The sequence below is a fragment of the Nitrososphaerota archaeon genome, from assembly GCA_027887005.1.
Taxonomy (GTDB): Archaea; Thermoproteota; Nitrososphaeria; order Nitrososphaerales; family Gagatemarchaeaceae; genus UBA183.
Genome location: JAPCJI010000005.1, coordinates 29,509 through 49,732 on the forward strand (window position 1 = coordinate 29,509; position 20,224 = coordinate 49,732).

Consider the following 20,224-nt stretch of genomic DNA (forward strand, 5'->3'; position numbering starts at 1 on the left):
ATAAATAGCACCTGCCAGATGATTATCCAGAGGAAAATGTCGCAAGCCTGCTGCATCTCCTGTCCGACCTGCAACGAAGTCCCCCTTCAGCTCACAGAACGGGAGCTCCAGATCTGCGAGGCGGTCTGCTCCAGCAGTACTCCAATCGGTTTCTCGGCCCTCAAGAGGTCGGTGGGGTACCACCAGGAGATCGTGTCCCGTGTCTTGAAGCGGCTCCTGGTCTACGGAGCCATAGAACGAGTCAGGGGAAAATACAGGCGGAAGGTCGGTCAATAACTACCTGCGGGGTCATACCATGGACGAGGTGAACGAGGTGTCGTGTTGCTGCTGTTGCTGTCCCCCAGACTGCTGCTCACAGTCGGACAGCGTCGGCAAAGAAGGCCCCGAGGCCAGACCCAGCTGAAGACTAAGGGACGCTGGTAATGTTGATGCTGTAGATGTACACCGGGTTCACCGGTTCATTCTGGTTCCCGTAGGTCTGCACCGGCACGCTTCCCAGGGCCTGGACGACGCTTATGCCGCCCGTGACTTCGCCGAAGACAGTGTATCTCCCATCCAGGGACGCGGTGTTGTTCCCCAGATTGACGTAGAACTGGGAACTGCCGCTGTTGTTGTCAGTGCTCCTCGCCATGCCTAGGTATCCTTCGTAGTTGTGAAGTGATTTGTCGATTTCGAGGGGGACGGTGACGTTGGAGCCGCGTTGTCCCCAGGTCGACCTGTCTCCGAGGCCGCACCTGGTCGTGGGGTCTCCGACCTGGATGACGAACTTGGGTTCGATTCTGTGCCATACAAGATTATCATAGAAGCCAGAGTCTGCCAGGCTGACGAAGTTCGAGACTGTCTTCGGCGCCGATGCGGGGAAGAGCTCGGCCTCGAAGCTGCCCAGGCTCGTGTTGAAATGCGCGTAGACGGGGTTGGAGGACGAGAGGGTGGTGTAGGTGACCGGCAGGGTGAGCGGCGAACAGGACGCTGTGGTGGTGGATTCGCCTCTGGCGAATGGGTATGTCCCTGAAACGTACAGGTATCCCGTTCCCGCGATAAGAAGGACCGCGACCACGCCGGCGCTCAGGTAGGCCCTGCTGTGGCTGGTCTTCTTCCTCGCCCGGGGCTTGTTGACCATCGGGGCGCCTCCCTTCAGGTTCGTCCAGAAATACGATTCGGTCGAGTGGGCTTCGGAGGATAGCGTTTATAGCCCGACCGCGGGGGATGTCTCACAGGATGTCTGAAGAGACAAAGACGGTAATTGTCGGTCAGTCAAAACCACTCCTCAATTACGTGACCGCGTGCATAACCATGTTCAACGGCGGCGCAAAGAAGGTCGTTCTCAGGGCCAGGGGAGAGGCGATCAACATGGCGGTGGAGGTCTACCAGGAGCTCAAGAAACACTTCATCAGCAACGTCAAGATATCGAATATCACCATCGACGGCGAGAACGTCACTTCAAGGGACGGAAGGCAGCTGAACCTCCCAGTCCTTGAGATAGAACTCTCCATTCCTCAATAGGTATTTTAGCCCCACAATACTGGCCGAGCCGAGGTTCTCTTGAAAGCCAGGAAATTCGCCAAGGTCAGCTCCACGGTCCCTGGCAAGAAGGCCACAGAGGTCGTGAAGAAGACCCAGGAGTACCTTTCGCCTTCGATATCACACTTCTATCCCCTGGTGGTGGAATCGGCCCACGGGGCGCTGGTCAAGGATGTGGACGGGAACCAGTTCATCGACTTCGCGGCCGGCATAGCCGTCCTTAGCACGGGGTCGACCCACCCGAGGGTGGTCGAAGCCATCAAGACCCAGGCTGAGAAGTTCATACATTACTCGTACACTGATTTCTACTACGAGAACCTGGTGGACCTTTCGGAGAAGCTCGTCTCCCTAATCCCCGGCAAGTTCTCGAAGATGGTCTACTACGGGAACAGCGGCGCCGAGGCAATCGAGGCGGCGATGAAGCTTACGAGGAACTACAGCAGACGGCCGATATTCCTCGCCCACTCCGGGAGCTTCCACGGGAGGACCATGGGCGCCCTCAGCCTCACGGCGAGCAAGCCAATCCAGAGGAAAGGCTCGCTTCCCCTCGTCCAGGATGTGGTCCACTTCCCGTTCCCCTATTGCTACCGATGCCCCTGGAAGCAGACCTTCCCCGAGTGCGATTACTACTGCGTCGACTACTTCAAGGAGCAGTATCTAGAGAAGTTCGTCCCCGTCGACGAGATTGCGGCATACTTCTTCGAGCCGATCCAGGGAGAAGGAGGGTACGTGGTGCCTCCGCCAGAGTACTTCAAGAAGATGGAGTTCCTTAGGAAGGAAGGGGTCCTCTTCGTGTCGGACGAAATCCAGACTGGAGTGGGAAGGACGGGCACGTTCCTCGGGGTCGAGCACTTCGGCGTAGTCCCTGACGTGGTCACGCTCGCTAAGGGGATAGCTTCTGGCCTGCCTCTCAGCGTAACGGTCGCCAAGTCCGAGGTGATGGCCACCTGGAAGCCTGGCCAGCACGCGTCGACCTTCGGGGCGAACCCAGTTGCCGTCGAGGCGGCCATAGCTACATTGGAGGTTATCAAGTCAGAGCGGTTGATGGAGAATGCTGAGAGGCTCGGAGGGAAGGCCATCAAACGACTTCAGGAGATGAAGGAGAAGTACGAGGTGGTGGGGGACGTCAGAGGCATGGGCCTGTTCATCGGCGTCGAAATTGTCAAGGACAAGCGGAGCAAGACGAGGGGAGAAGAGGAGGCAAAGAGGATAATGAACTACTGCTTCAAGCACGGGCTTCTGGTGATCATTGCGGGCAGGAACACGCTTCGTGTGATTCCGCCGCTGATGGTCTCGGAGGCCGAACTGGACGAGGGCCTGGACATCCTGGAAGAAGGGATTGCCGAGACCAATTCGATGGTCACGAAAGGCTAGGTCATGTCTGACTTCGACGCCCTGCTGGGCGAACTTCTGCAGAGCAAGCCAGAGCTTGGCAGGGAGGAGCTCATCCGAAGGATCGAAGAGAAGAAGCGGACGGTCGGGGCCGGCTATCTCACCGACCAGGGTGCACTCTTCCTAGTCGCGGGGGAGCTGGGCGTTTCCCTGCGGAAGGCCGACGCTTCGTCTGATTTGACAATCAAGGACATGTACATCGGCGCCAACGATGTGACCGTCGTCGCGCGGTTGCTCGCACTTTACCCGGCCGCGAGCTTCAAGAAGAAGGACGGCGGCACCGGGAAGTACGCCAGGGTCGTCCTTTTCGACGGTCGCAACTCGGCCAAGCTGACTGCCTGGGATGAGAAAGCAGATGAAATCGCGAAGTCGGGGTTTGAGGTAGGCTCGGCGGTGAGGGTGGCCAACGGATACGTCAAGCAGGGGCTTGACGGGAAACCCAACCTGAACCTCGGAAAACGAGGACGGATGGAGAGTGTGTCCGACGAGAAAGCGGTGGCGAGGCTTCCGACACTTTCGAGTGTCACAGAAAAGCTGACCAAGGTCTCTCAGGAGAAGCAGTTCGTGGCGCTCGAGTGTGTGGTGAGCTCTGAGCCCCGCTATAGTGAATTCGTAAGGCAAGATGGGTCTCCGGGCTCCCTTTTCCAGTTCGGCGTGGTCAGCGAAGGAGCGAAGGGGGAGATAAGAATCGTCATTTGGAGTCCGACGAACCAGCCGCAGCTGAAGAAAGGGCAGAGGCTGGTCGTGACGAATGTGAGGTCGAAGCGCTCGACGAACGGCGAGTATGAAATCCACGGGGACGCCGGAAGCGCGATCGTTCCGATGACGAGCGCTCAGCCGACGAAGCTCAGGGTGGCGGCAGTGAGCCCTCTCGCTTCCGGAGCGGTCCTCTTGGCCCTCGATGAAAAGGGGAAGGTCTGGGTGGTGGAAGTGGGAGCGAAGGCGAAGAAGCCTTCGAAAGATGAGGTCGTGGTGGTGACGCCTGACAGCGAGACAGACGGGAGGCTTTACTGCAAGACCGAGGGGTCTCTTGAGGTCGGCGACGAAGCGGCCCTCCCTGCCCTGGATGCGCTGGCCACGAAGCTGAAAGATGCGAAGGACGAGGCTTCACAGGTCATGGTAGAGGTCATCGCGCTGTCTCATGGAACGGTGGAAGAGGTCTCCCTGAAGGATGGTTCGGTGGTGAAGAAGGGAGAGCTCACCATCGGAGACGACACAGGCGAGATGAAGCTCGTCGCATGGCGGGACCTGTCGGAGCGGATGGCGGGGATCCAGCCCGGCCAGAGGCTAAGGGTGGTGGGGGTCTCGCCGAAGTCAACCAAGCTGGGTGCCTGGGTGCTGCAGGTGTCCAATCTCAGCGTGATTGAGAAACTGAAGGGTCGGGGTTAGGTCTTGGAACGCCTGAGGGCTTCGTACTCGTAGACGAAGACCACCACCAGTCCCGCGATGAAGAGCACCATCATCATGGTGCCGAGGAAATTGTAGTAGCTGTTCAGGTCTAGGAATGGGAGGTGCAATTCCTTTGGCCCGCGAGCGATTGTCTCATAATAAGCGTTACTGGAGAGCCGTTCTCGACACGGCGTTTCATCATTAGTCTTTTAACGTCAATTGGTGGCCTCTTGCGCCAGTGCCGAGGTGGCCTAGCCTAGTCATGGCACCAGGCTCGCCCGCAAGGGTGAAACTCATAATCCTGGGCTAGGATGCGAAATCTGGGGGTCGAGGGTGCGAAACCTTCGCCGAAGGCGCAACTCCCTCCCTCGGCACTCCACTTTCTGCTTCAACGATTAAAAACCGCGTCCGTTTGGTGTCGGTTCGGGCCACGGTAGCTCAGCCTGGTTAGAGAAACACTCGGCCACAGCGACGCCTTGGTATACCTCACAAAGAGGCGTAGGTCGTGGGATCGAATCCCACCCGTGGCTCTTGTCCTTCAGTCAGTGCAATTCATTCGTGTCCCAGGACCGGGTGAGGTCGATAGGGCTCCTCGAGCCTCTTGATGTCATCCGATTTCAGATGTATGTCGACGGCCTCCGCCAAATCTTCCAACTGTGCGACCCTCGTCGGCCCGACTATCGGAGAAGCCACTGCCCTCTTGTGAACTAGCCAGGCGAGCGCCAGCTGCACCTGCTTGACCCCCTTCTCCCTGGCGACCTCCTCCAATCGCTCAAGGACGTCGAAGTCTTCGGGCCGGAAGTACCTCTTGCCCAGGTAGGCGTCCTTCCTGTACCTGATGCTCTTCGGCTGCGATTTGCGCTTGTACTTGCCTGTCAGGAATCCCCTTCCCAGAGGGCTCCATGGAAGGACAGGGATTCCCTCTTCCTTGCACAGTGGTATCATCTCCCTCTCCTCCTCCCTGTAGGCCAGGTTGTAGTGGTCCTGCATAGTCTTGAACCTCTCCAGCCCCAGTCTGTCGCTGGTGTAGAGAGCCTTGGCGAACTGCCAGGCCCACATGCTCGACCCGCCGACGTGGTCCACCACCTTGTCCTTCCTCACCGCCTTGGTCAGGGTCCTGAGCACTTGCTCTATCGGCGTATTGTAGTCCCAGCGGTGGATCTGGTAGAGGTCTATCCTGTCGGTCTTCAGGTTGGCGAGCGACCTCTTCAGATTACGTCTGACGTGCTTCTTGCCCAGGCCGCGTTCGTCGGGGCCGGCACCAGTGGGGAGCCCGACCTTCGTGGCGATGACCACGTCGTTTCTCCTTCCCTGAAGCGCCCTCCCGACTATGGCTTCCGACCTGCCGTTGGAATAGACGTCGGCGGTGTCGAAGAAGTTGATTCCGAGGTCGACGGCCCTGTCGATGACGCGCTTCGAGTCCTCGTAGCCGAGGGTCCATTCGAAGCCTTGGGCGTCCGGTCCTCCGAAGCTCATGCACCCGATGCAGAGTCTAGAGACCTTCAGGCCTGTGCTTCCCAAGGTGGTAAACTTCACGCTGGGCTGGCAGTGCTATGCGCTTCGTTAAAGGGTTAGTCGAGCAATCCTTTTCCAGCCCCCGGGAGCTCTTCGCCACATGGGAGTCCTGAAGGCGCGGGAGTTGACATTCCTCAAGGCCCATGAGGTCTGCAGGCTCGCCACGGCCTCCGAGGACGCGAAGCCGCATGTGGTCCCCGTGGTCTACGCCGTTGATGGGGAGAACATCATAATCGCCATAGACTACAAGACGAAGAAGCTGAAGAACCTCAGGGAGAACCCAAGGTCGCCTTGGTCGTGGACGAATACCGGCCTAACAGCGGCTTGATGGTCGAGGGGGACTGCGAGCTCTCCGAGCGGGGGAAGGAATACCTCCGCCTCCTTCAGATTCTCTTCGACAGGTTCGTCTTCTACAGGAGGAATCCCTGGGGTGAAGGCGAGTCTCCGATACTCAAGGTCAAACCCACCAAAGCCGTCATGTGGTAGGCCGGGTCAGACCAGCGGCACGCTTCGGTGGGCTTCGTAGAGCGAATGCAGTCCCTCGGCCGACAGGCGCGGGTCGAAGGGCTCCAGGACCGACGAGCACGTCTCTGCCAGGAGCTCGATGTAGCGCTTCGAGTCGTAGGCGCTTTCATCCTTCAGGATGTCCACGGGGGTCGCCCGCTTCGAGTCTCGGCCCCCGTAGTCGGTGACGACATAGCGTATCCCCTCCCCGGCGTGGAGCTGGACCCCTTCCCCGACCAGCTGATTGATGGCCGCGTGCTGGACTGTCATAGTAGTGTATTCCTCCGGGCCCTTCGATAGATTGGTCGTGAAGGCCAGCTCCGACGCGGGGGTCTCGTGGCGCTCGAGGGCCTCGGCGTGCCGGAGGAAGATGTTGACGCACTCGGAGGTCTTGGTCCTGACCTCCCTTTTCGAGTCGGCCTTGGCAAGGACCCTCAGGATCTCCATCTGGCACTTCTTGAGCGCCAGCGGCGTGTCGTGGCGCCTCGCCTCGATGCCCCTGACCTTCAGCTCTCCGTCCTGGTAGGCCCCGAAGTACCTGTTGAGGACGGGCACGTCCGCGTCGACCTTCGAAGGGAGGAAGGTCACCCACTTGTAGATCCCCTCGAAGGACATGGCGAAGCCGGTCTCTGACTCGATTTCGGACTTCAGCTCGAGATACGCGTCTCGCCCCGCCCTCTCCTTCCTGACCCATAGGGAGTCGACGATGCCGTGTATCACCTCGAAGCCCCGCCGCTCCGCGAGCCTGGCCGCGTCGAGGAGGACCTTCCTGTCCCAGGCGCAGACCGCGATGTGGGCGTCTATGCGGCCGAACTTCGCGTTGTTGAATCCCAGGTAGCCGAAGGTAGTCACCCCCAGCCACTTGAGGGCGGCCTGGCGGGCATTGTACCTGTCGTAGTCGGTCCCCTTCGAGTTCCTCTTCAGCTCCTTGTAGTGGAGCCTCTTCTCCACTATGATCTTGATCGCCGTGGGGACTAGCCCTGTCCTTCTCTCGCAGACGTTCCAGCCGAGTTCCGGCACCCGGTTCTTGGAGTCGGGGCAGCACCGGCACTTCACTGTCTCCGCGGAGATGTTCTTCCTGAACATGATGTTCGGATACAAAGCGTGGAAGTCCAGCTCCCCGACGCCTTCGTGGACCCCCATCTTCGGCTCGAAGATGAAGCCCCCGCGGTCCGCGACCAGGAGCTCGTTCCTGTCCTTGAAGTGCTCCACCAGAGTCGGCTTCCAGGGGACGAGTAGGTCGGTCCTGTAGGCGTGATAGAACTGGAGGCTGGAGAGAGCCTTCCCTATGCTTGCCCTGCTGGACGTCTGCAGCGGCATCCTGCATGTCCTGCTCAGCTCGAAGAGGCCCTCCAGCCCGGCCTCCGAGTAGGTGAACGAGGTGTTGGCGTCGATGTGTATCCTGCCGTAGAGCTTCATGGCCGAAGGCTTGTAGTGGATCCTGCCGTAGCTGAAGTAGGAGGTGCCCCCCTTCGAAGGGACCCTCAGGACTGCGCCGTCCCTGTCGAGGGTCAGCCTGTCCGCGATTCTGTTGGCCTCTGCCCGTCTGACCAGGTAGGGGAGGAGGAAGGTGTCCCCGTCGTTGGTGATGACAAAATCCGGGTCGGTCTCCTTGATGGTCCGGACCAGCTCCAGCAGCTTGTCCGCCTCGCTGCCCCCGTCGATCGTGATCCTCCCTGCGTCGCTCTGGAGGGATATGGCCGCGATCCGGTCGGTGAAGCGGGCGAGCTTCCCCTCCTTCTCGATTTCCACGTCCACCTTCACCTTCCTCAGGTTCGGGACGGTGTAGTCGTAGGCCCAGACGTCGTCTTTGGGGTCCCACTCCAGGGTGTCCCCCGTCTGCGTCACCTCGCAGCAGGCGAGGGGGAAGATGTCGCGCTCGTAGAGGTAGCTCTGGTTGGGTGGGACGTCGGCGTTGTAGAGCCTGTAGGTGCCGAAGGGCCCCAGCCGCTCGATCCTCCCGGCTATCTGCTGGGCCTTCCTGGCGTCCCTGACCCTGGCCTCGACGACTTCCGATTTCTCGGCGTCGGTGACCCTTTCGCGCTTCTGGGCCGTCCTAGTCCATGCGAGGTCGGCGCCGACTATCCTCAGGGGGGCGCTCAGGTCGGACATCTGGTCGGTGGCGATGAATATCGAGGGGGACCAGTGGTCAACCAGCCTTACGGCCTGGCCGTCTTCTCGCTTGAGCCAGACGACCATCTCCCCAGGGTCGCCCGGGTAGGCGTCAAGTATCCAGCCCCTCATCCTTCTCTGCCTTCAGCTTCTCGACCTCCCCGGCAAGCCAGACGATGGTCTTGTGCTGGGTCAGCAGGATGCTCATGAAGAGCGCCTCGCTGGGGAAGGGGGACTCCCTCGCCTGCATGGCAGGGAAGTACTCGTAGCAGAGCCTCAGCATCTCCTTGAAGAGCTCCCTGTCCTCCGCCCTGAGGGCGTCCGCAAAGTGCCCCCAGCTGTCCAGCTCTTCTATGATCTCGGCGTCGGTGAGGGTCATCGCCCCGCCTCCGTCCGCCTGGTTTCGGCTATCGTCCCCAGGGTCCGCGCCAGCATCCTGTAGTGGTGGAAGACCAGGGCCATGGCCATCCCCTCGAACCTCGAGGTCCTGACGGCGGCGGAGGAGGCCGACGTGTAGAGCCTGGCAGAGTTGAGCATCTGGTCGAAGGCCCCCCTGTCCCTCTTCGGCAGGGCCTTCCTGAAGGCCTTCCATTCCGTGACCTCCTGAGCTTCGGCTATCCTGAACGACGGGATGGTCCGGCCCATCAGCTCCCCGACCTCGCTCTGAAAGGCCTCAGGAGCTGCTTGAGCTTGAACGTGGAGGTTGCAGCAGGCTTGCTCGGGTGCTTCAGGAGCTCCGCCTCTACGACGCCCTTGGACGATGACATGTGGACCGAGGTGTCGGCCCAGGAGGCGACCATGTCGTCGTATTTGTTGGGCGAAGCCAGGGTGGTAATGACCAGCGCGTTCTTCTTCGCTCGCCTGATCCCGTCCTCGACCGCGCTCAGGAGACGCCTCGCTTCCCTCTCGTCCAGCTCCGGTTCGTTGAATGTGCCGAGCAGGTCGGCGACCACCACGAGCCGGGCGCCGTAGTCTTCAGCGGCGCGGACCAGGTGCTTCGAGATGAGGTCCGCGAGTTGGTACATCGTGAAGACGCGGCAGGTGGCCACCCTTCTCATCGCCGTGGTGGGTCTTAGGCCGCGCTGCTTGACGAAGGAGGAGAAGAGGTACGGGTCGGAGCGGTTCCCCCCGTCGACGAACAGGACGCTGGAATCGAGGCCGCCCGCCTCCAGGGGAAGCTGGGCCCTGAACGCCGCGAGCTCTGCCACGACCGACGCCGGGCCTCCGCTCAGCACGATCAGCCGTTCCTGGGTGAACGGCCTCAGCAGCGAATCGAGGCGCGGGAAGCCCAGAGAGAAGTGCGGGAATGATGACGCGGGCCGGAACGGGGTGCTCTTCCTTTCGAAAGCGGTCGTCTTGGTCAGGTAGATGTCAGACCATTCGTCGGGCACCGGGGCCAGCCTGCATTCGATGTTGCCCTCGAGCGGGCGGCCGCATCCGAGGCACCTGCCGCTCAGTGAGTCGATGGTCTCGCTCGTGGGCCCGAGGTCCCGCCTCACCCGCAGGACGCAGCTACAGCTCAGGCAGTAGTAGACGAAGCGCTCTTTGCCGCTTCCCTGTTGCTCGTACAGATAATGAAGTCTGGACATTGTGACGAAGGCCGAAGGTTCTCAGAGGATTTAACGCGGGATGTCTGATAGATGGATTTGTCTGAGAGGGAGACGGCCGAAAGTGTTCGGGTGATGGTTATTAGTTTCTGTCAGTCCGAACGTGGTGAATGAGGAGAGCAATGCGGCTCGGCGGAATTGTTCTGGTTGTCGGAGTCGTTTTCTTCCTCACGCCTTTCCTTCCCCAGACAACGGCGAACTTCGGCGGAGGGCCAGACTTCGCGGCTTTGGTTTCGCCGTCTTTCGCGTTCTTCCAATGTGGGTTTTTCGTAGGTCATGTTGGAATCGAGGTGCCAAGTGGTTCGACGGTCAACCCGTCCGACAGGCCGTTCTGGTCGTCGTTCTGGAATTGTGATTATCCTCGGTTACAGATATGACCTCGAGGCTTTGTGGATTTCAAGATTAATAATCCAAGGTATGGGCTCGCGACTCTGCGCGGGGGTCGCCCAGCCTGGTCAACGGCGTGAGGCTCAGGACCTCATCCCTTAGGGGTTCGAGGGTTCAAATCCCTCCCCCCGCACTATGCTGAAACCAATCGACACCTCAGCCTGAAAACGACGTCGTCCTATGAGAAGCTCCCAATGTTCTAATTCAAGGCTGGAAAGGCATTCTCGTGGAGGGTCGCCTCGTCAACGTACGCCGGCTGGTCGCGTTGGACATCACCCTGCACGGTCCGCGCTTCATCATGGCCGAGTTCGGCATAGGCACTCCAGCCATCATTGCTGTCGGGACCACCTTGACGTTGTCAGGCCCCCTGATCCTGGGCATCTATCTTGTGCTCACTGGAGTGAACTATCTGCCGCTGCTGATCTACACGGTGGTAATCGTCAGAAAGGACTCTGCCCAAGCTGAAGTCGCCGAGGACCTGGCCCGCAACAAGCACCTGGTTCGGAAATACAGCGTCCAGCAGTTCTTGCTCTTTCTTCCGTTGGTGGTGTTTCTGATGGCCGTCTGGCAGGAACTCGGACAAAACCGCGTTCCCCAAACCGTGCCGATGTGATTCCCTCCTGACTCGATTCGATTGAATCACTTTTACGAGCTTATCAACAGTTTTTGGTTTGACATGCCAAGTAAGCTTTGGCGGCGTGTAAGTTCGACAACCATGGAAGTGGTAACTGAATATGCTGACCAAAGGACAGAGCTCGAGGAGAAGATCAGGTCGCTGGAAGCTGAGAAGGCTTCACTACTTGCCGGCATCGCCTCTCTGAAGGAGAAGGTCGCCACGTACGAGCTGGAGAAGTCCGCTGCGACTCTCGACAGCGAAGTGCAGGCGCTTCGAACGGAGAAGGCAGTGCTCGACGAGAAGGCTGCGACCTACGAAGCTGAGGCGGGATACGAACTTCCGCAGACCGCGGCCGAAGGGGTCTAAAGCCTACCGAAGCTTCGATGCCTTCTGCTCGAGTTCGCCTTTTTCTTTTCTGAGATAGGAGACGAAGCTCTCAAGGTCAGCCAGTCTCGTCTGGAGCCGCTTTACTTCGTTTTCCTTGGCCGTCCTCTCCATGCCGCTCTCCAATTCCTTCTGCTGTTCGGCCATCCCGCGGACCTTCGCGTTGAGGTCCTCGTTCCCCTTCTTCATCGAATTGAGCTCGTCCTGAATGGACTTCAGTTGTTCCTCGGCCACGATGAGGTATCTCTGCCTGCTGATCACGGTCGGGAACTTCGTCCCGCATCTCGAACACTCGTACATCCCGACCCTTCGCTCGGTCATACCGCGTTCGCCCTTTGATGGCTCGACCATCACTGTGAAACTTCTTGAGGGCAGGGCTTCCTTATTCCCGCACTTCGGGCAGTTTGGCAATCGCGTCTCTGGCGGGTGAGAACGTGTTAAAGGTTTACTGTTCGCGAATCGATTCGAGCTCGGAGACGGCCGACCAAAGGGTGACCCGGGCGAACGAAGGCATATTCGGGTCCTGGGCGACGTCGTCGAGGAGGCTGATGGCGTTGGCTGCCCGGACGGCCAGGCTCTGCTTCTGGTCCTGGAGCATCATTATCGAGTCCTTGACTGTCTTGCGGATGTTCCGCGGGGTAAGGTTCGAGTCGGCGATCTGGTTGAGGTTGACCGTAGCCTTGGCCAGTTTGGCGTCGTTCTCCTGCTGCTTCTTCAATTTGGTGCTCATGTAGAATCCCGGGGTTCGTCGAGTAGGTCTCCGTACTGGTGGGGATAAGTGCTTTTCGTCGCAAGGCGTCTTTTATAGAAGCAGAGCGCGGGCGGGGCATTGAGCAGGCCTACCAAGGACAAGATAAAAGTGGCTGTGGAGCTCGTCAGGAAGGGCGCGACCATACTCGGCGAGCCCTGTCCGCAGTGCGGGGGAATCCAGGTCAGGTACCATGGGAAGGTCTACTGCACGGGCCATGAGGATCTCACCTCGGTTCTTAAGACCGAAGTCGTCTCCATGGAGACGGCCGTCGCTGAAACCAGGCAGGTGCTCCTCTCGAAGCTCAATGAAGCCGCGGCAGCGCTGGGAACCGAGACCGACCGCTCGAAGCAGGACCAGCTCGTGTCGCTGATGACGAAGTACTTCGACCTTCTCCAGAAACTCCCTCAGAAGTAGCAGAGGCCTTAAATCGGAAACCTGACAGTTTTCGCGGTCGTGGTTCTCAGAATCGGCCAGAAGGTGCCGGAGTTTGCCCTCCCAGACTCTGACAAAAAGACCCGCTCGCTGGCCGAGTTCACCGGCCGGGGTACGGTCGTAATCGCTTTCTTCCCGTTCGCGTTCTCGGGGACCTGCGACAAGGAGATGTGTACATTCAGGGATGGTTTCGGGGCCCTGCAAGGCGCGGCCGCGCAGTTGGTTGGAATCAGCGTGGACAGTTCCTACTCACTCAAGGCCTTCGCTCAGACCTACAACCTGCAGTTCCCCCTCCTCGGCGATTTCAACAAGAAGGTCACGCGGCTCTACGGGGTGCTTCAGGACCCCTGGGTGGGCCTCGGGTACAAGGGGGTGGCGAAGAGGTCAGTCTTCGTGGTAGACAAGAAGGGCGCCCTGCGTTTCAAGTGGGTCACCGACGTGCCTTCCGACGAGCCGCCATACGCTGAGGTCGTGAAAGCGGCCCAGAAGCTGGCCATGCCGCCGAGAAGGTGAGCCGATTGAGGGGTCGCTGGTTCGCGATCCCCTGGTTCTGACGCTTCTGTAGTCGAGGTAACCCCTTGTTTTTATACGAGGAAAGTCGTGATGATCTTGAATTGACCCAAGAGACGGCTGTGAAGCCGATAGTCGAGCTTACCGAGAGGGCCGCAGCCGAGTTGAAGCTCTACCTCGCAAAGCAGGGGAAGCCAGAAGCCGCGCTCAGGATTTTCGTGACCGCGGGTGGGTGTTCCGGGCTCTCCTATGGGATGGTCGTGGACGAGAAGCCATCGGATGATGATTATGTGATTGTTGTCGACGGAGCGAGGGTGGCTGTCGACAGGTCGAGTGCCCCGTTCATCGCTGGGTCGACCCTGGATTACAAGTCGGAGAAGCTGATGGGCGGCGGTTTCGTCGTCAGCAACCCCAATGCCGTCTCCACTTGCGGATGCGGCGAGTCGTTCAAGACCGCGTAGGTCTGAGTAACCTCCAGCCGCGGCGTAACGTGTGATCCCAGACATTAGACCAAAGAGAGTCGTTCGACAGTTAGAACCAGAGAGGGGTAAACGGCCTTTTGGTCAATGGGCGGGTTGTGATGCCCAGACTTTCAACGGGACGGCGACTGGGTAGTCAGCGGGGATACGCCCCTTGGACGCCGGGGGTAGGATTCGAACCCACGAGACCCAAAGGTCACGGGCTGACTGGTTGTTCCGATCTCGAGTTGCGGATCCGTTCGTCGCCTTGCGGATTGCCCGCGCATTAACCACTCTGCCACCCCGGCCGAACTGGTGCCTGCCTGAGCCTCTATAATTTCTTTGAGGGAGAAGGACGCTGGGTGCGGTGCCTCTTCTCCTCGATGTAGCTCCAGGTCACGAAACAGTCGATCAGCTCAGAGCTTTCCAAGTGTTCTTTCAAGGAACCACCTCGTGAGCTCCCACGATTCGGCCGCGGATTTCCTCTGGTAGACGTCTTTTCTGCTGTCGTTGAAGAAACCGTGCCTTGTCCGCGGGTACGTCTTCAGCGTCAGGTCCTTCCCCTCGGTGAGCATCGCTCCGACGAAAGCCGGCACGCTCTGGTTGATGATCTCGTCCTTGCTCGCATAGATTGCCAAGATGGGGATGGTGATCCGCCTGACCTCCTCGCCGGTCGGAGGCACGCCGTAAAACCCCGCCGCTGAAACAAGGTGGCGGCTCCTGGTGGAGGCCTTCAGGGCGAGTCCCCCTCCCAGGCAGAACCCCAAGGTAGACACGCCGTCGAATCTCGAATTGGCGGCCTCGACGGCAGAGACTGCGTCGGCGAGCATCCTGTCCCTGAATTCTTGGTTGTAGATGATCGATGCCGCCTCTTTGACCTCCCGGCCTACGTGTTTCTTGTCGAGGGCGTCGGCGACCTTTGCCTTGTCGAGCCTCTTGGCCAGAGAGAGCTCCCAGACCCCCTCCATGGTGCGCTGTATGTTGTCTGGTGTGAGGATGTCGTCGTGCCCTTTGTACAGGTTAGGCGCCGTGGCTGCAAACCCAAGTTTGCCCAGTCGTTTGCAGACGTCCTCTGTGTGGGAGACGAGGCCCCACACTTCGTGGAAGACGACGACGCAACCGGAAGCGCTTTTCGGGACGACCCAGAAGTCGGCCTTGGTCCGCGTCCGGGTGCCTTTGGGCAATTACAGCGACTTCTGAATCCCCCATGTTTAAATTGAATCTGAGTTCAGCTTTGAACCTACGATGAAGGTTTCATTGGTGTGGGCTAGTCCCAACCCCGAGCGCACCATAGCCGTCGCAATGAGGCGATGCTTCAGCACCAAGGTGATTGAAGAGATAGAAGCGGAGCTGGAGCAGAAGGGAGCTGAGTACTGGAAGTATCTTCTTACGAAGGCCATGCAGGACAAGTCTCTCGACGTCCTCGAGCACTTTACCATGAGCGTCCTGGTCGAGGGCCTCGGCGAAGTCGAGGCGAGCAAACTCGTCCTCCGTTTTCCCTACCTCCGCGCTCTGCGCCTTAACGAGACCGACTGGCTCGTCTCGATGAACGCGCGGACTCTTGTCGAACTCTGGCGGGACGCCGCGGGGAAGGCCTTCGCGGAGCCAATCGTATCGGAGCTGGATGGAAGGAAAGTCAGCCCGATCTTCAACGCCGTCGCTTTCGGTGAAAGGGCCCATGCGAATTAAGCTCCTCTACAGCACCGACCTGGGAGCCCTGAAGCGGGTCCTCTCGGAGAAGGGGGTGCCCTTCGAGCCGGAGGCGCTGATGGACCACGTCGTCTACATGTTCGAGATCGAAGACGTCAGCAGGGTGACCACCCACCAGCTCGTCCGCCACCGGGTCGCGTCCTACGACCAGGAATCCCAGCGTTTCTCCGCAGCCACCAGAGAGGGGGTCGTCACCCCTCCGAGCGTCCAGTCCAACGAGGCCGCCTACAAGGCCTACGATGAGGCCCTCAAGGCCGTCTACGCCGCCTATGAGAAGATGGTCGCCGCAGGGGTCCCGAAGGAAGACGCTCGATACGTCCTCCCCACCTCCATTAAGACGAAGCTTGTGATGACCTTGAGCGCGAGGAGCCTCATGCACCTGGTCTGGCAGCGGACGGCCCTTCAGGCCCAGTGGGAGATCAGGGAGCTCGCGGAGACGCTGTTGAACCTAGCCCGCGAAGCCACGCCCGAACTCTGGACGAAGATCATCGAGAGATAACACTTGGTCAAGGCCTTCGGTACGGCTGGAGTCAGGGGCGTCTTCAACAGGACTCAGACCCCGGAGCAGGTCTACCGCCTGGTTGAGACCATCGCGTTCGCGTCGGGGAGAGGTCGATTTGGGGTAGGCTGGGACGGGCGCAAGGCCTCGGCGCTTCTGGCCAGGTGCGTGATGTCTGCGGTCAACGTGGTAGGGAGCGATGCCTACTCTTTCGGCCTCGTGCCGACGCCAGTGGTGGCCTTCGCCACTAGGTCGCGCTCCTGCGTCGCTGGCTTCGCCGTGACTGCCTCTCACAACCCCGCTGAATTCTCGGGGGTGAAGGTGTTCAACTCCAAGGGGATGGAGCTGCCGACGTCCGACGAGGAAAGGGTCGAGCGGGCGATGGGGGTCGACGTGATGAAGCCGTCGGGGGTCTTCGGGGAGCTCGTTCCCGACGAAGGTGCCGTGGACGACTACGTCGAGGCGGTCCTGGCGCGCTACGAAAGGGCCTCGGACCCGCTCCGCATTGCGATCGATTGTGCTTCTGGGCCGGGAGGCTCGGTAACACCACGGATTCTAGAGAGGCTGGGGCATCACATAATCCCTGTCAATGCTCAGGTCTCCTGGAGGTTCCCTGCCAGGCCTCCGGAGCCGACCTCCGCAAACCTTGCAGGCTTCTCAAAGATGATCCCGGACCTTGGGGTTGATTTTGCCCTGGCCCACGACGGGGACGCGGACCGGCTGGTGATGCTCGACGCCCTAGGGAACGTGGTCCAGGATTGCGTCCTCGCAATTCTGGCCCTGCGCGCACTGGACGTCTCAAGTGGAGTGGCGGTAATCTCTGAGAACACCTCCACCGCCGTGGAGGAGGAGGCAGAGAGGCTCGGCCTGCGCGTGGTCAGGAGCAGGGTCGGGAAGTCTTTCGCACTTCTGGAAGCGGAAGGCGGGGTCTTCGCCGCGGAGCCGAGCAAGATCGTGGATCCCAGGTGGGGGTTGTGGGAAGATGGGATCAACGCCTCGGCCCTCGTGTCAGGCCTGCTGTCGAAGGACAGAGGACTCCTGGCCAGGGTGATGCAGGAGATCCAGTGGAGGTACAAGCAGGTGAACCTCAACGTCGCCGCAAGGATGCCGGCCCTGGTGGAGGGGGCGAGGGCCTCTTTCAGGAAGTATCGGCTGCGGGAGGAGCGGACCCTGGACGGCTACAAGCTGGTCTTCTCAGACGGCTCGTGGGTCATGTTCAGGCCGTCAGGCACCGAGCCGAAGACGCGGGTCTACTGCGAATCGAAAGACCCTCAGCTGCTCGAAGTCCTGGTGCAGCAGGGCATCCAGTGCGTCGAATCTTCTATATAGCGTCCGAGGCCTCTGAGTTCTAATGTCCGAGTCGAAGGCCGTCGCCAGGGTTCTGGCGTCAGGCTACATCTTGGACGCGAAGGCGTTTGACATGATCAATCAGATTCCGTCCGACTTCGACGTCGAAGGCATCATCCAGAAACTGCTCGAGCAGAAAGCCGGGTCGGGGGGCGAGGGCAAAGTCATCACGGAGAGCGACGTCGCCAAGGTCATCCCCGAGGGCCTGAGCCATGGGGGGCGGGAGGACCAGGCTGTCCTTGGCGAGTTCGCGGACCTGGAAGTCATCTCGGACCCGACCCTGGCCATAGCTCCTGCTGAAGCGTCTGAGGGGTTCAACCGGCTCTTTCGGGACAGGTACCAGAGGCTCTACTCAATCCTCCGCGGCAGGATGGACACCAAGACGAGCGCCAGCGTCTCCACGACGAAGGGCCTCCCGCCGAACAAGAAGGTCAAGGTCGCAGGACTCCTGATGGAGCGCAGCAGCAGGCGGGGAAGCGTCGAGTTGAAGGTGGACGACCCGTCCGGGACGATGCGTGTGGTCTGCCAAGACCCGCTGGCCGAGAGGTCTGCTTTGGAGGCGCCCCTGGACAGCATGGTCGTGGTCGAGGTGTCGCGCGGCAGGACGGGCCAGCTCTACGCCCACTCGGTCGTCCTCCCCGACGTCCCAAACAGGAAGCCAATGTCTTCGTCCCACAGAGTCTACGCCGTCCTCCTCTCCGACCTACACATCGGGAGCAGGATGTTCCTGGGAGATGACTTCCGGCGCTTCCTGCAGTGGATGAACGGCGGGTTGGGGGACAAGGACATAGTGGACCGTGTGAAGTATGTGGTGATCGCAGGAGACCTGGTCGATGGGGTAGGCGTCTATCCTGGGCAGGAGTTCCAGCTGGCGGAGAAGGACCCCAAGAAGCAGTATGAGATGGCAGCCGAGCTCCTGAAGCAGATTCCAGGGGACGTCCAGATCGTGGTCTCGCCGGGGAACCACGACGCCGTCAGGCAGGCCCTGCCCCAGCCGGCCGTGTCGGTGGACCTCGCGGAATCGCTGTACGGAATGGACAACGTCAGGTGGGTGGGCGACCCTGCATACATCAAGTTGCACGGTGTCATGTTCCTGGTATACCATGGCAAGAGCCTAGACGACATCATAGCGACCACCCCCGACCTCGCCTATGATCGGCCGACTGATGCGATGAAGCTCCTGCTGCGGTCCAGACATCTGGCGCCAACCTATGGCAAGCGGACGGCTCTGTCCCCTGAGCTCCGCGACTTCATGGTCATAGACCCGGTGCCAGACGTCCTGCACTCAGGACATGTCCACACCTTCGGAGAGCTGAACTACAGGGGGACGATGCTAGTCAACTCCGGGACGTGGCAGGGGCAGACTAACTTCCAATCGAACATGGGCCTCGAGCCGACACCGAGCGTAATTCCCGTCCTCGACCTGTCAACGGTGAAAGCGATCAGACGGAACTTCGGCGCGGCGGGCTTCCCAGCTTCCTAACTTGCCTTGCCGAACGTGGTGTCTTCTGAGAGTATCTTGTCCAGGGCCTTAGTGTCTATCAGCAACTGGATGCGCTTGGTCCGCCCTCGCCTTCCCTTGCTGACCACCGAGGCCTCGATCAAGCCCAGCAGATCCAGCTCGGCGAGTATCCCGCTGATCCGCCTTTGCGTCAGCGTCTCGAGGCCTGCCTTCTTGCAGGTGTTGCTGTACATCTGGTAGAGCTCTCCGGTGTTGGTCCCGCTTTTGAACTTCGAGACTGCGAGGAGGACCGCCTTGGTCTGGACCGGCAGCGAGTGGATTGCGTCTTCGACCCTGTCGTGTTCCATCTTATCTGAGGCCCTGCGGATGCAGTCGTCGTCAATCTGCTTGAGGCCTTCTCTTTCTGCCACCTCTCCTGCTATCCTCAGGAGGTCTATTGCCCGCCTCGCGTCCCCGTGCTCTGAGCCTGCCATGGCTGCGCAGAGGTTGATTGCAGCTGCCGATGCGGCCGAAGGCCTGAAAGCCATCTTCGCCCTCTCGGTTAGTATCTCCCTGAGCTCCTCAACGGTGTAGGGTGGGAAGACCAGCTCCTCTTCGCTCAGGCTACTCAGGACCCGTGGGTCCAGGCCCTCCTTGAACTTCAGGTCGTTAGATATTCCGACCAGAGAAAGGAACCCGGGAGTGAGCTTCTCGCTCGATCGGGTGAACTCGTAGAGTATCCCGTCGCCGAAGGTCTTGACGAGGTAGTCGATTTCATCCATGACCAGGACCACGTGCGATTTCTTTGACTGGATTTCTTTGAAGACCCGTCCGACGACCTCCCCGATTGAAAGGCCCGTGAATGGAATCGGGACATCGACGGCCTGACCGAGCTCGGCCAGAGCCCGATATTCGGTGTTGGCCAGCCTGGTGTTGACGTAAGCCACCACAAGTGAGCCTCCTCCGGATTCCTGTTTGAGCTTGGAAAGGACGTACCTGGCAACCGCCGTCTTTCCCGTTCCCGTCTTTCCGTAGAGAAGTAGGTTGGATGGCTTCGATCCGTGCAGGACTGGGGCAAGGACCTCGGCCACGGCTTTGGTCTGGGAGTCTCGAAACGGTAGCTTCTGGGGGATGAACTCAGGGCTGAGCGCGTTCCGGTCGACGAAAAGCGCCTTCCCTTCTTTCGCTCTCCGAAAGATCTCGTCTATGCCTGACAAGGAAGAACAGTGGAAACACTGGTTAGATAAGCCTACCCCGCCGCCCCTTGGTTTCTCCTGTTTCCGCTCTATGTCTCTCGGGGGCGAAAGAGAATCATACGCTAGTATAATGTCCCGTACTTGGTATGCGATTTTGATGGGATATGCCTTGGGGTCTACAACAAGAGACGATGGCTTTGCGATGAACGAACCAAGAGGTCAGACCAAGAGGGGGAGAGGGCGCAGTGGAAGTATAGGGGGCCGGGGGACACGGTGAAGACCGGTGAACCATCTAAGGATCCTAGCGAGAGAATACACCCCAATGTTTCCAGTGGAGCCCGTCCAGCCCCCAAGGGCTCAACGGGCACAATTCCGACCCCATTGCTTCCACTGGAACCAGTATCGGGCCCTCTCGTTTTTATGCACTGTGAAGCCAGGTGAACGCGCAAAACG

General features: G+C 59.9%; 26 protein-coding genes and 4 tRNA genes. 18 read left to right on the forward strand and 12 right to left on the reverse strand.

Features of this window, described 5'->3' with window-relative positions; translation table 11 throughout:
• The first annotated feature begins 36 nt into the window (after nucleotides 1-36).
• Complete coding sequence (locus tag OK438_05165; GenBank protein ID MDA4124823.1) at nucleotides 37-276, forward strand: hypothetical protein; 240 nt, start codon at nucleotides 37-39, stop codon at nucleotides 274-276.
• A gap of 130 nt (nucleotides 277-406) precedes the next feature.
• Here OK438_05165 and OK438_05170 read toward each other — a convergent pair whose 3' ends face one another.
• Nucleotides 407-1,120, reverse strand: a complete 714-nt coding sequence (locus tag OK438_05170) for a peptidylprolyl isomerase (protein MDA4124824.1) — start codon at nucleotides 1,118-1,120, stop codon at nucleotides 407-409.
• A gap of 98 nt (nucleotides 1,121-1,218) precedes the next feature.
• Between OK438_05170 and OK438_05175 the strand changes: the two genes are divergently transcribed.
• The 3 genes from OK438_05175 to OK438_05185 are packed head-to-tail and all read left to right on the forward strand — an operon-like array spanning nucleotide 1,219 to nucleotide 4,302.
• Nucleotides 1,219-1,503: an RNA-binding protein gene (locus tag OK438_05175; GenBank protein MDA4124825.1), complete on the forward strand. Its 285-nt coding sequence runs from the start codon at nucleotides 1,219-1,221 to the stop codon at nucleotides 1,501-1,503.
• A gap of 39 nt (nucleotides 1,504-1,542) precedes the next feature.
• A complete protein-coding gene (locus tag OK438_05180; GenBank protein MDA4124826.1) occupies nucleotides 1,543-2,895 on the forward strand; it encodes an acetyl ornithine aminotransferase family protein in 1,353 nt (450 codons plus the stop codon).
• Between the two features lie 3 nt (nucleotides 2,896-2,898).
• Complete coding sequence (locus OK438_05185; GenBank protein MDA4124827.1) at nucleotides 2,899-4,302, forward strand: hypothetical protein; 1,404 nt, start codon at nucleotides 2,899-2,901, stop codon at nucleotides 4,300-4,302.
• Here the strand turns inward: OK438_05185 and OK438_05190 are convergent.
• Nucleotides 4,299-4,430: a hypothetical protein gene (locus OK438_05190; protein ID MDA4124828.1), complete on the reverse strand. Its 132-nt coding sequence runs from the start codon at nucleotides 4,428-4,430 to the stop codon at nucleotides 4,299-4,301. The genes OK438_05185 and OK438_05190 overlap by 4 nt on opposite strands.
• A 112-nt stretch (nucleotides 4,431-4,542) precedes the next feature.
• Here OK438_05190 and OK438_05195 point away from each other — a divergent pair.
• Nucleotides 4,543-4,676, forward strand: a tRNA-Met gene (locus tag OK438_05195).
• 53 nt (nucleotides 4,677-4,729) lie between these two features.
• A tRNA-Thr gene (locus tag OK438_05200) sits at nucleotides 4,730-4,832 on the forward strand.
• Between the two features lie 22 nt (nucleotides 4,833-4,854).
• Here the strand turns inward: OK438_05200 and OK438_05205 are convergent.
• Complete coding sequence (locus OK438_05205; protein MDA4124829.1) at nucleotides 4,855-5,838, reverse strand: aldo/keto reductase; 984 nt, start codon at nucleotides 5,836-5,838, stop codon at nucleotides 4,855-4,857.
• Between the two features lie 79 nt (nucleotides 5,839-5,917).
• Between OK438_05205 and OK438_05210 the strand changes: the two genes are divergently transcribed.
• Together OK438_05210 and OK438_05215 are read left to right on the forward strand one after the other, a co-directional pair.
• Nucleotides 5,918-6,145 (forward strand): pyridoxamine 5'-phosphate oxidase family protein, encoded by a 228-nt coding sequence (locus OK438_05210; GenBank protein ID MDA4124830.1) that lies wholly within the window; start codon nucleotides 5,918-5,920, stop codon nucleotides 6,143-6,145.
• Complete coding sequence (locus tag OK438_05215) at nucleotides 6,115-6,303, forward strand: hypothetical protein (GenBank protein MDA4124831.1); 189 nt, start codon at nucleotides 6,115-6,117, stop codon at nucleotides 6,301-6,303. The genes OK438_05210 and OK438_05215 overlap by 31 nt, the downstream gene beginning before the upstream one ends.
• A gap of 6 nt (nucleotides 6,304-6,309) precedes the next feature.
• On the opposite strand, the gene OK438_05220 is transcribed toward OK438_05215, so the two are convergent.
• Genes OK438_05220 through OK438_05235 form a run of 4 tightly spaced genes read right to left on the reverse strand, consistent with a single transcriptional unit; the run spans nucleotide 6,310 to nucleotide 10,022 of the window.
• Nucleotides 6,310-8,565 carry a hypothetical protein gene (locus OK438_05220; protein ID MDA4124832.1) on the reverse strand — a complete coding sequence of 752 codons (2,256 nt, stop codon included), beginning with the start codon at nucleotides 8,563-8,565 and terminating at the stop codon, nucleotides 6,310-6,312.
• A complete protein-coding gene (locus tag OK438_05225) occupies nucleotides 8,546-8,812 on the reverse strand; it encodes a hypothetical protein (GenBank protein MDA4124833.1) in 267 nt (88 codons plus the stop codon). Before OK438_05225 ends, OK438_05220 begins: the two co-directional genes overlap by 20 nt.
• Nucleotides 8,809-9,078: a hypothetical protein gene (locus OK438_05230; GenBank protein MDA4124834.1), complete on the reverse strand. Its 270-nt coding sequence runs from the start codon at nucleotides 9,076-9,078 to the stop codon at nucleotides 8,809-8,811. Before OK438_05230 ends, OK438_05225 begins: the two co-directional genes overlap by 4 nt.
• On the reverse strand, nucleotides 9,078-10,022 hold the full coding sequence (locus tag OK438_05235; protein MDA4124835.1) for a hypothetical protein: 945 nt from the start codon (nucleotides 10,020-10,022) through the stop codon (nucleotides 9,078-9,080). The genes OK438_05230 and OK438_05235 overlap by 1 nt, the downstream gene beginning before the upstream one ends.
• Nucleotides 10,023-10,475: 453 nt before the next feature.
• On the opposite strand from OK438_05235, the gene OK438_05240 reads away from it, so the two are divergent.
• From OK438_05240 to OK438_05250, 3 genes are all read left to right on the forward strand, one after another.
• Nucleotides 10,476-10,560, forward strand: a tRNA-Leu gene (locus tag OK438_05240).
• Between the two features lie 93 nt (nucleotides 10,561-10,653).
• A complete protein-coding gene (locus OK438_05245) occupies nucleotides 10,654-11,040 on the forward strand; it encodes a hypothetical protein (protein ID MDA4124836.1) in 387 nt (128 codons plus the stop codon).
• A gap of 102 nt (nucleotides 11,041-11,142) precedes the next feature.
• The gene (locus tag OK438_05250) at nucleotides 11,143-11,409 is read left to right on the forward strand and encodes a hypothetical protein (protein MDA4124837.1); all 267 of its coding nucleotides are present in this window, start codon (nucleotides 11,143-11,145) and stop codon (nucleotides 11,407-11,409) included.
• Nucleotides 11,410-11,412: 3 nt separating this feature from the next.
• On the opposite strand, the gene OK438_05255 is transcribed toward OK438_05250, so the two are convergent.
• Together OK438_05255 and OK438_05260 are read right to left on the reverse strand one after the other, a co-directional pair.
• Nucleotides 11,413-11,748: a hypothetical protein gene (locus OK438_05255; GenBank protein ID MDA4124838.1), complete on the reverse strand. Its 336-nt coding sequence runs from the start codon at nucleotides 11,746-11,748 to the stop codon at nucleotides 11,413-11,415.
• A 124-nt stretch (nucleotides 11,749-11,872) separates the two neighbouring features.
• Nucleotides 11,873-12,157 (reverse strand): UPF0147 family protein, encoded by a 285-nt coding sequence (locus OK438_05260; GenBank protein MDA4124839.1) that lies wholly within the window; start codon nucleotides 12,155-12,157, stop codon nucleotides 11,873-11,875.
• 99 nt (nucleotides 12,158-12,256) lie between these two features.
• Between OK438_05260 and OK438_05265 the strand changes: the two genes are divergently transcribed.
• The 3 genes from OK438_05265 to OK438_05275 all read left to right on the forward strand — a co-directional run bounded on the left by OK438_05265 (nucleotide 12,257) and on the right by OK438_05275 (nucleotide 13,581).
• The gene (locus OK438_05265; protein MDA4124840.1) at nucleotides 12,257-12,592 is read left to right on the forward strand and encodes a hypothetical protein; all 336 of its coding nucleotides are present in this window, start codon (nucleotides 12,257-12,259) and stop codon (nucleotides 12,590-12,592) included.
• 39 nt (nucleotides 12,593-12,631) lie between these two features.
• Nucleotides 12,632-13,123, forward strand: a complete 492-nt coding sequence (locus OK438_05270; protein MDA4124841.1) for a redoxin domain-containing protein — start codon at nucleotides 12,632-12,634, stop codon at nucleotides 13,121-13,123.
• A 101-nt stretch (nucleotides 13,124-13,224) separates the two neighbouring features.
• The gene (locus tag OK438_05275) at nucleotides 13,225-13,581 is read left to right on the forward strand and encodes an iron-sulfur cluster assembly accessory protein (GenBank protein MDA4124842.1); all 357 of its coding nucleotides are present in this window, start codon (nucleotides 13,225-13,227) and stop codon (nucleotides 13,579-13,581) included.
• A gap of 177 nt (nucleotides 13,582-13,758) precedes the next feature.
• Here OK438_05275 and OK438_05280 read toward each other — a convergent pair.
• Both OK438_05280 and OK438_05285 read right to left on the reverse strand, forming a co-directional pair.
• Nucleotides 13,759-13,886 (reverse strand) — tRNA-Ser (locus OK438_05280).
• Nucleotides 13,887-13,994: 108 nt separating this feature from the next.
• Nucleotides 13,995-14,762 carry a dienelactone hydrolase family protein gene (locus OK438_05285; GenBank protein MDA4124843.1) on the reverse strand — a complete coding sequence of 256 codons (768 nt, stop codon included), beginning with the start codon at nucleotides 14,760-14,762 and terminating at the stop codon, nucleotides 13,995-13,997.
• A 61-nt stretch (nucleotides 14,763-14,823) separates the two neighbouring features.
• On the opposite strand from OK438_05285, the gene OK438_05290 reads away from it, so the two are divergent.
• Genes OK438_05290 through OK438_05305 form a run of 4 tightly spaced genes read left to right on the forward strand, consistent with a single transcriptional unit; the run spans nucleotide 14,824 to nucleotide 18,617 of the window.
• A complete protein-coding gene (locus OK438_05290) occupies nucleotides 14,824-15,267 on the forward strand; it encodes a hypothetical protein (protein ID MDA4124844.1) in 444 nt (147 codons plus the stop codon).
• Complete coding sequence (gene thyX / locus OK438_05295; protein ID MDA4124845.1) at nucleotides 15,257-15,787, forward strand: FAD-dependent thymidylate synthase; 531 nt, start codon at nucleotides 15,257-15,259, stop codon at nucleotides 15,785-15,787. The genes OK438_05290 and thyX overlap by 11 nt, the downstream gene beginning before the upstream one ends.
• A 3-nt stretch (nucleotides 15,788-15,790) precedes the next feature.
• Nucleotides 15,791-17,116, forward strand: a complete 1,326-nt coding sequence (locus OK438_05300) for a hypothetical protein (protein ID MDA4124846.1) — start codon at nucleotides 15,791-15,793, stop codon at nucleotides 17,114-17,116.
• A 22-nt stretch (nucleotides 17,117-17,138) separates the two neighbouring features.
• Complete coding sequence (locus OK438_05305) at nucleotides 17,139-18,617, forward strand: DNA-directed DNA polymerase II small subunit (protein ID MDA4124847.1); 1,479 nt, start codon at nucleotides 17,139-17,141, stop codon at nucleotides 18,615-18,617.
• Here OK438_05305 and OK438_05310 read toward each other — a convergent pair.
• Complete coding sequence (locus tag OK438_05310) at nucleotides 18,614-19,792, reverse strand: orc1/cdc6 family replication initiation protein (protein MDA4124848.1); 1,179 nt, start codon at nucleotides 19,790-19,792, stop codon at nucleotides 18,614-18,616. The genes OK438_05305 and OK438_05310 overlap by 4 nt on opposite strands.
• Between the last annotated feature and the right edge of the window lie 432 nt (nucleotides 19,793-20,224).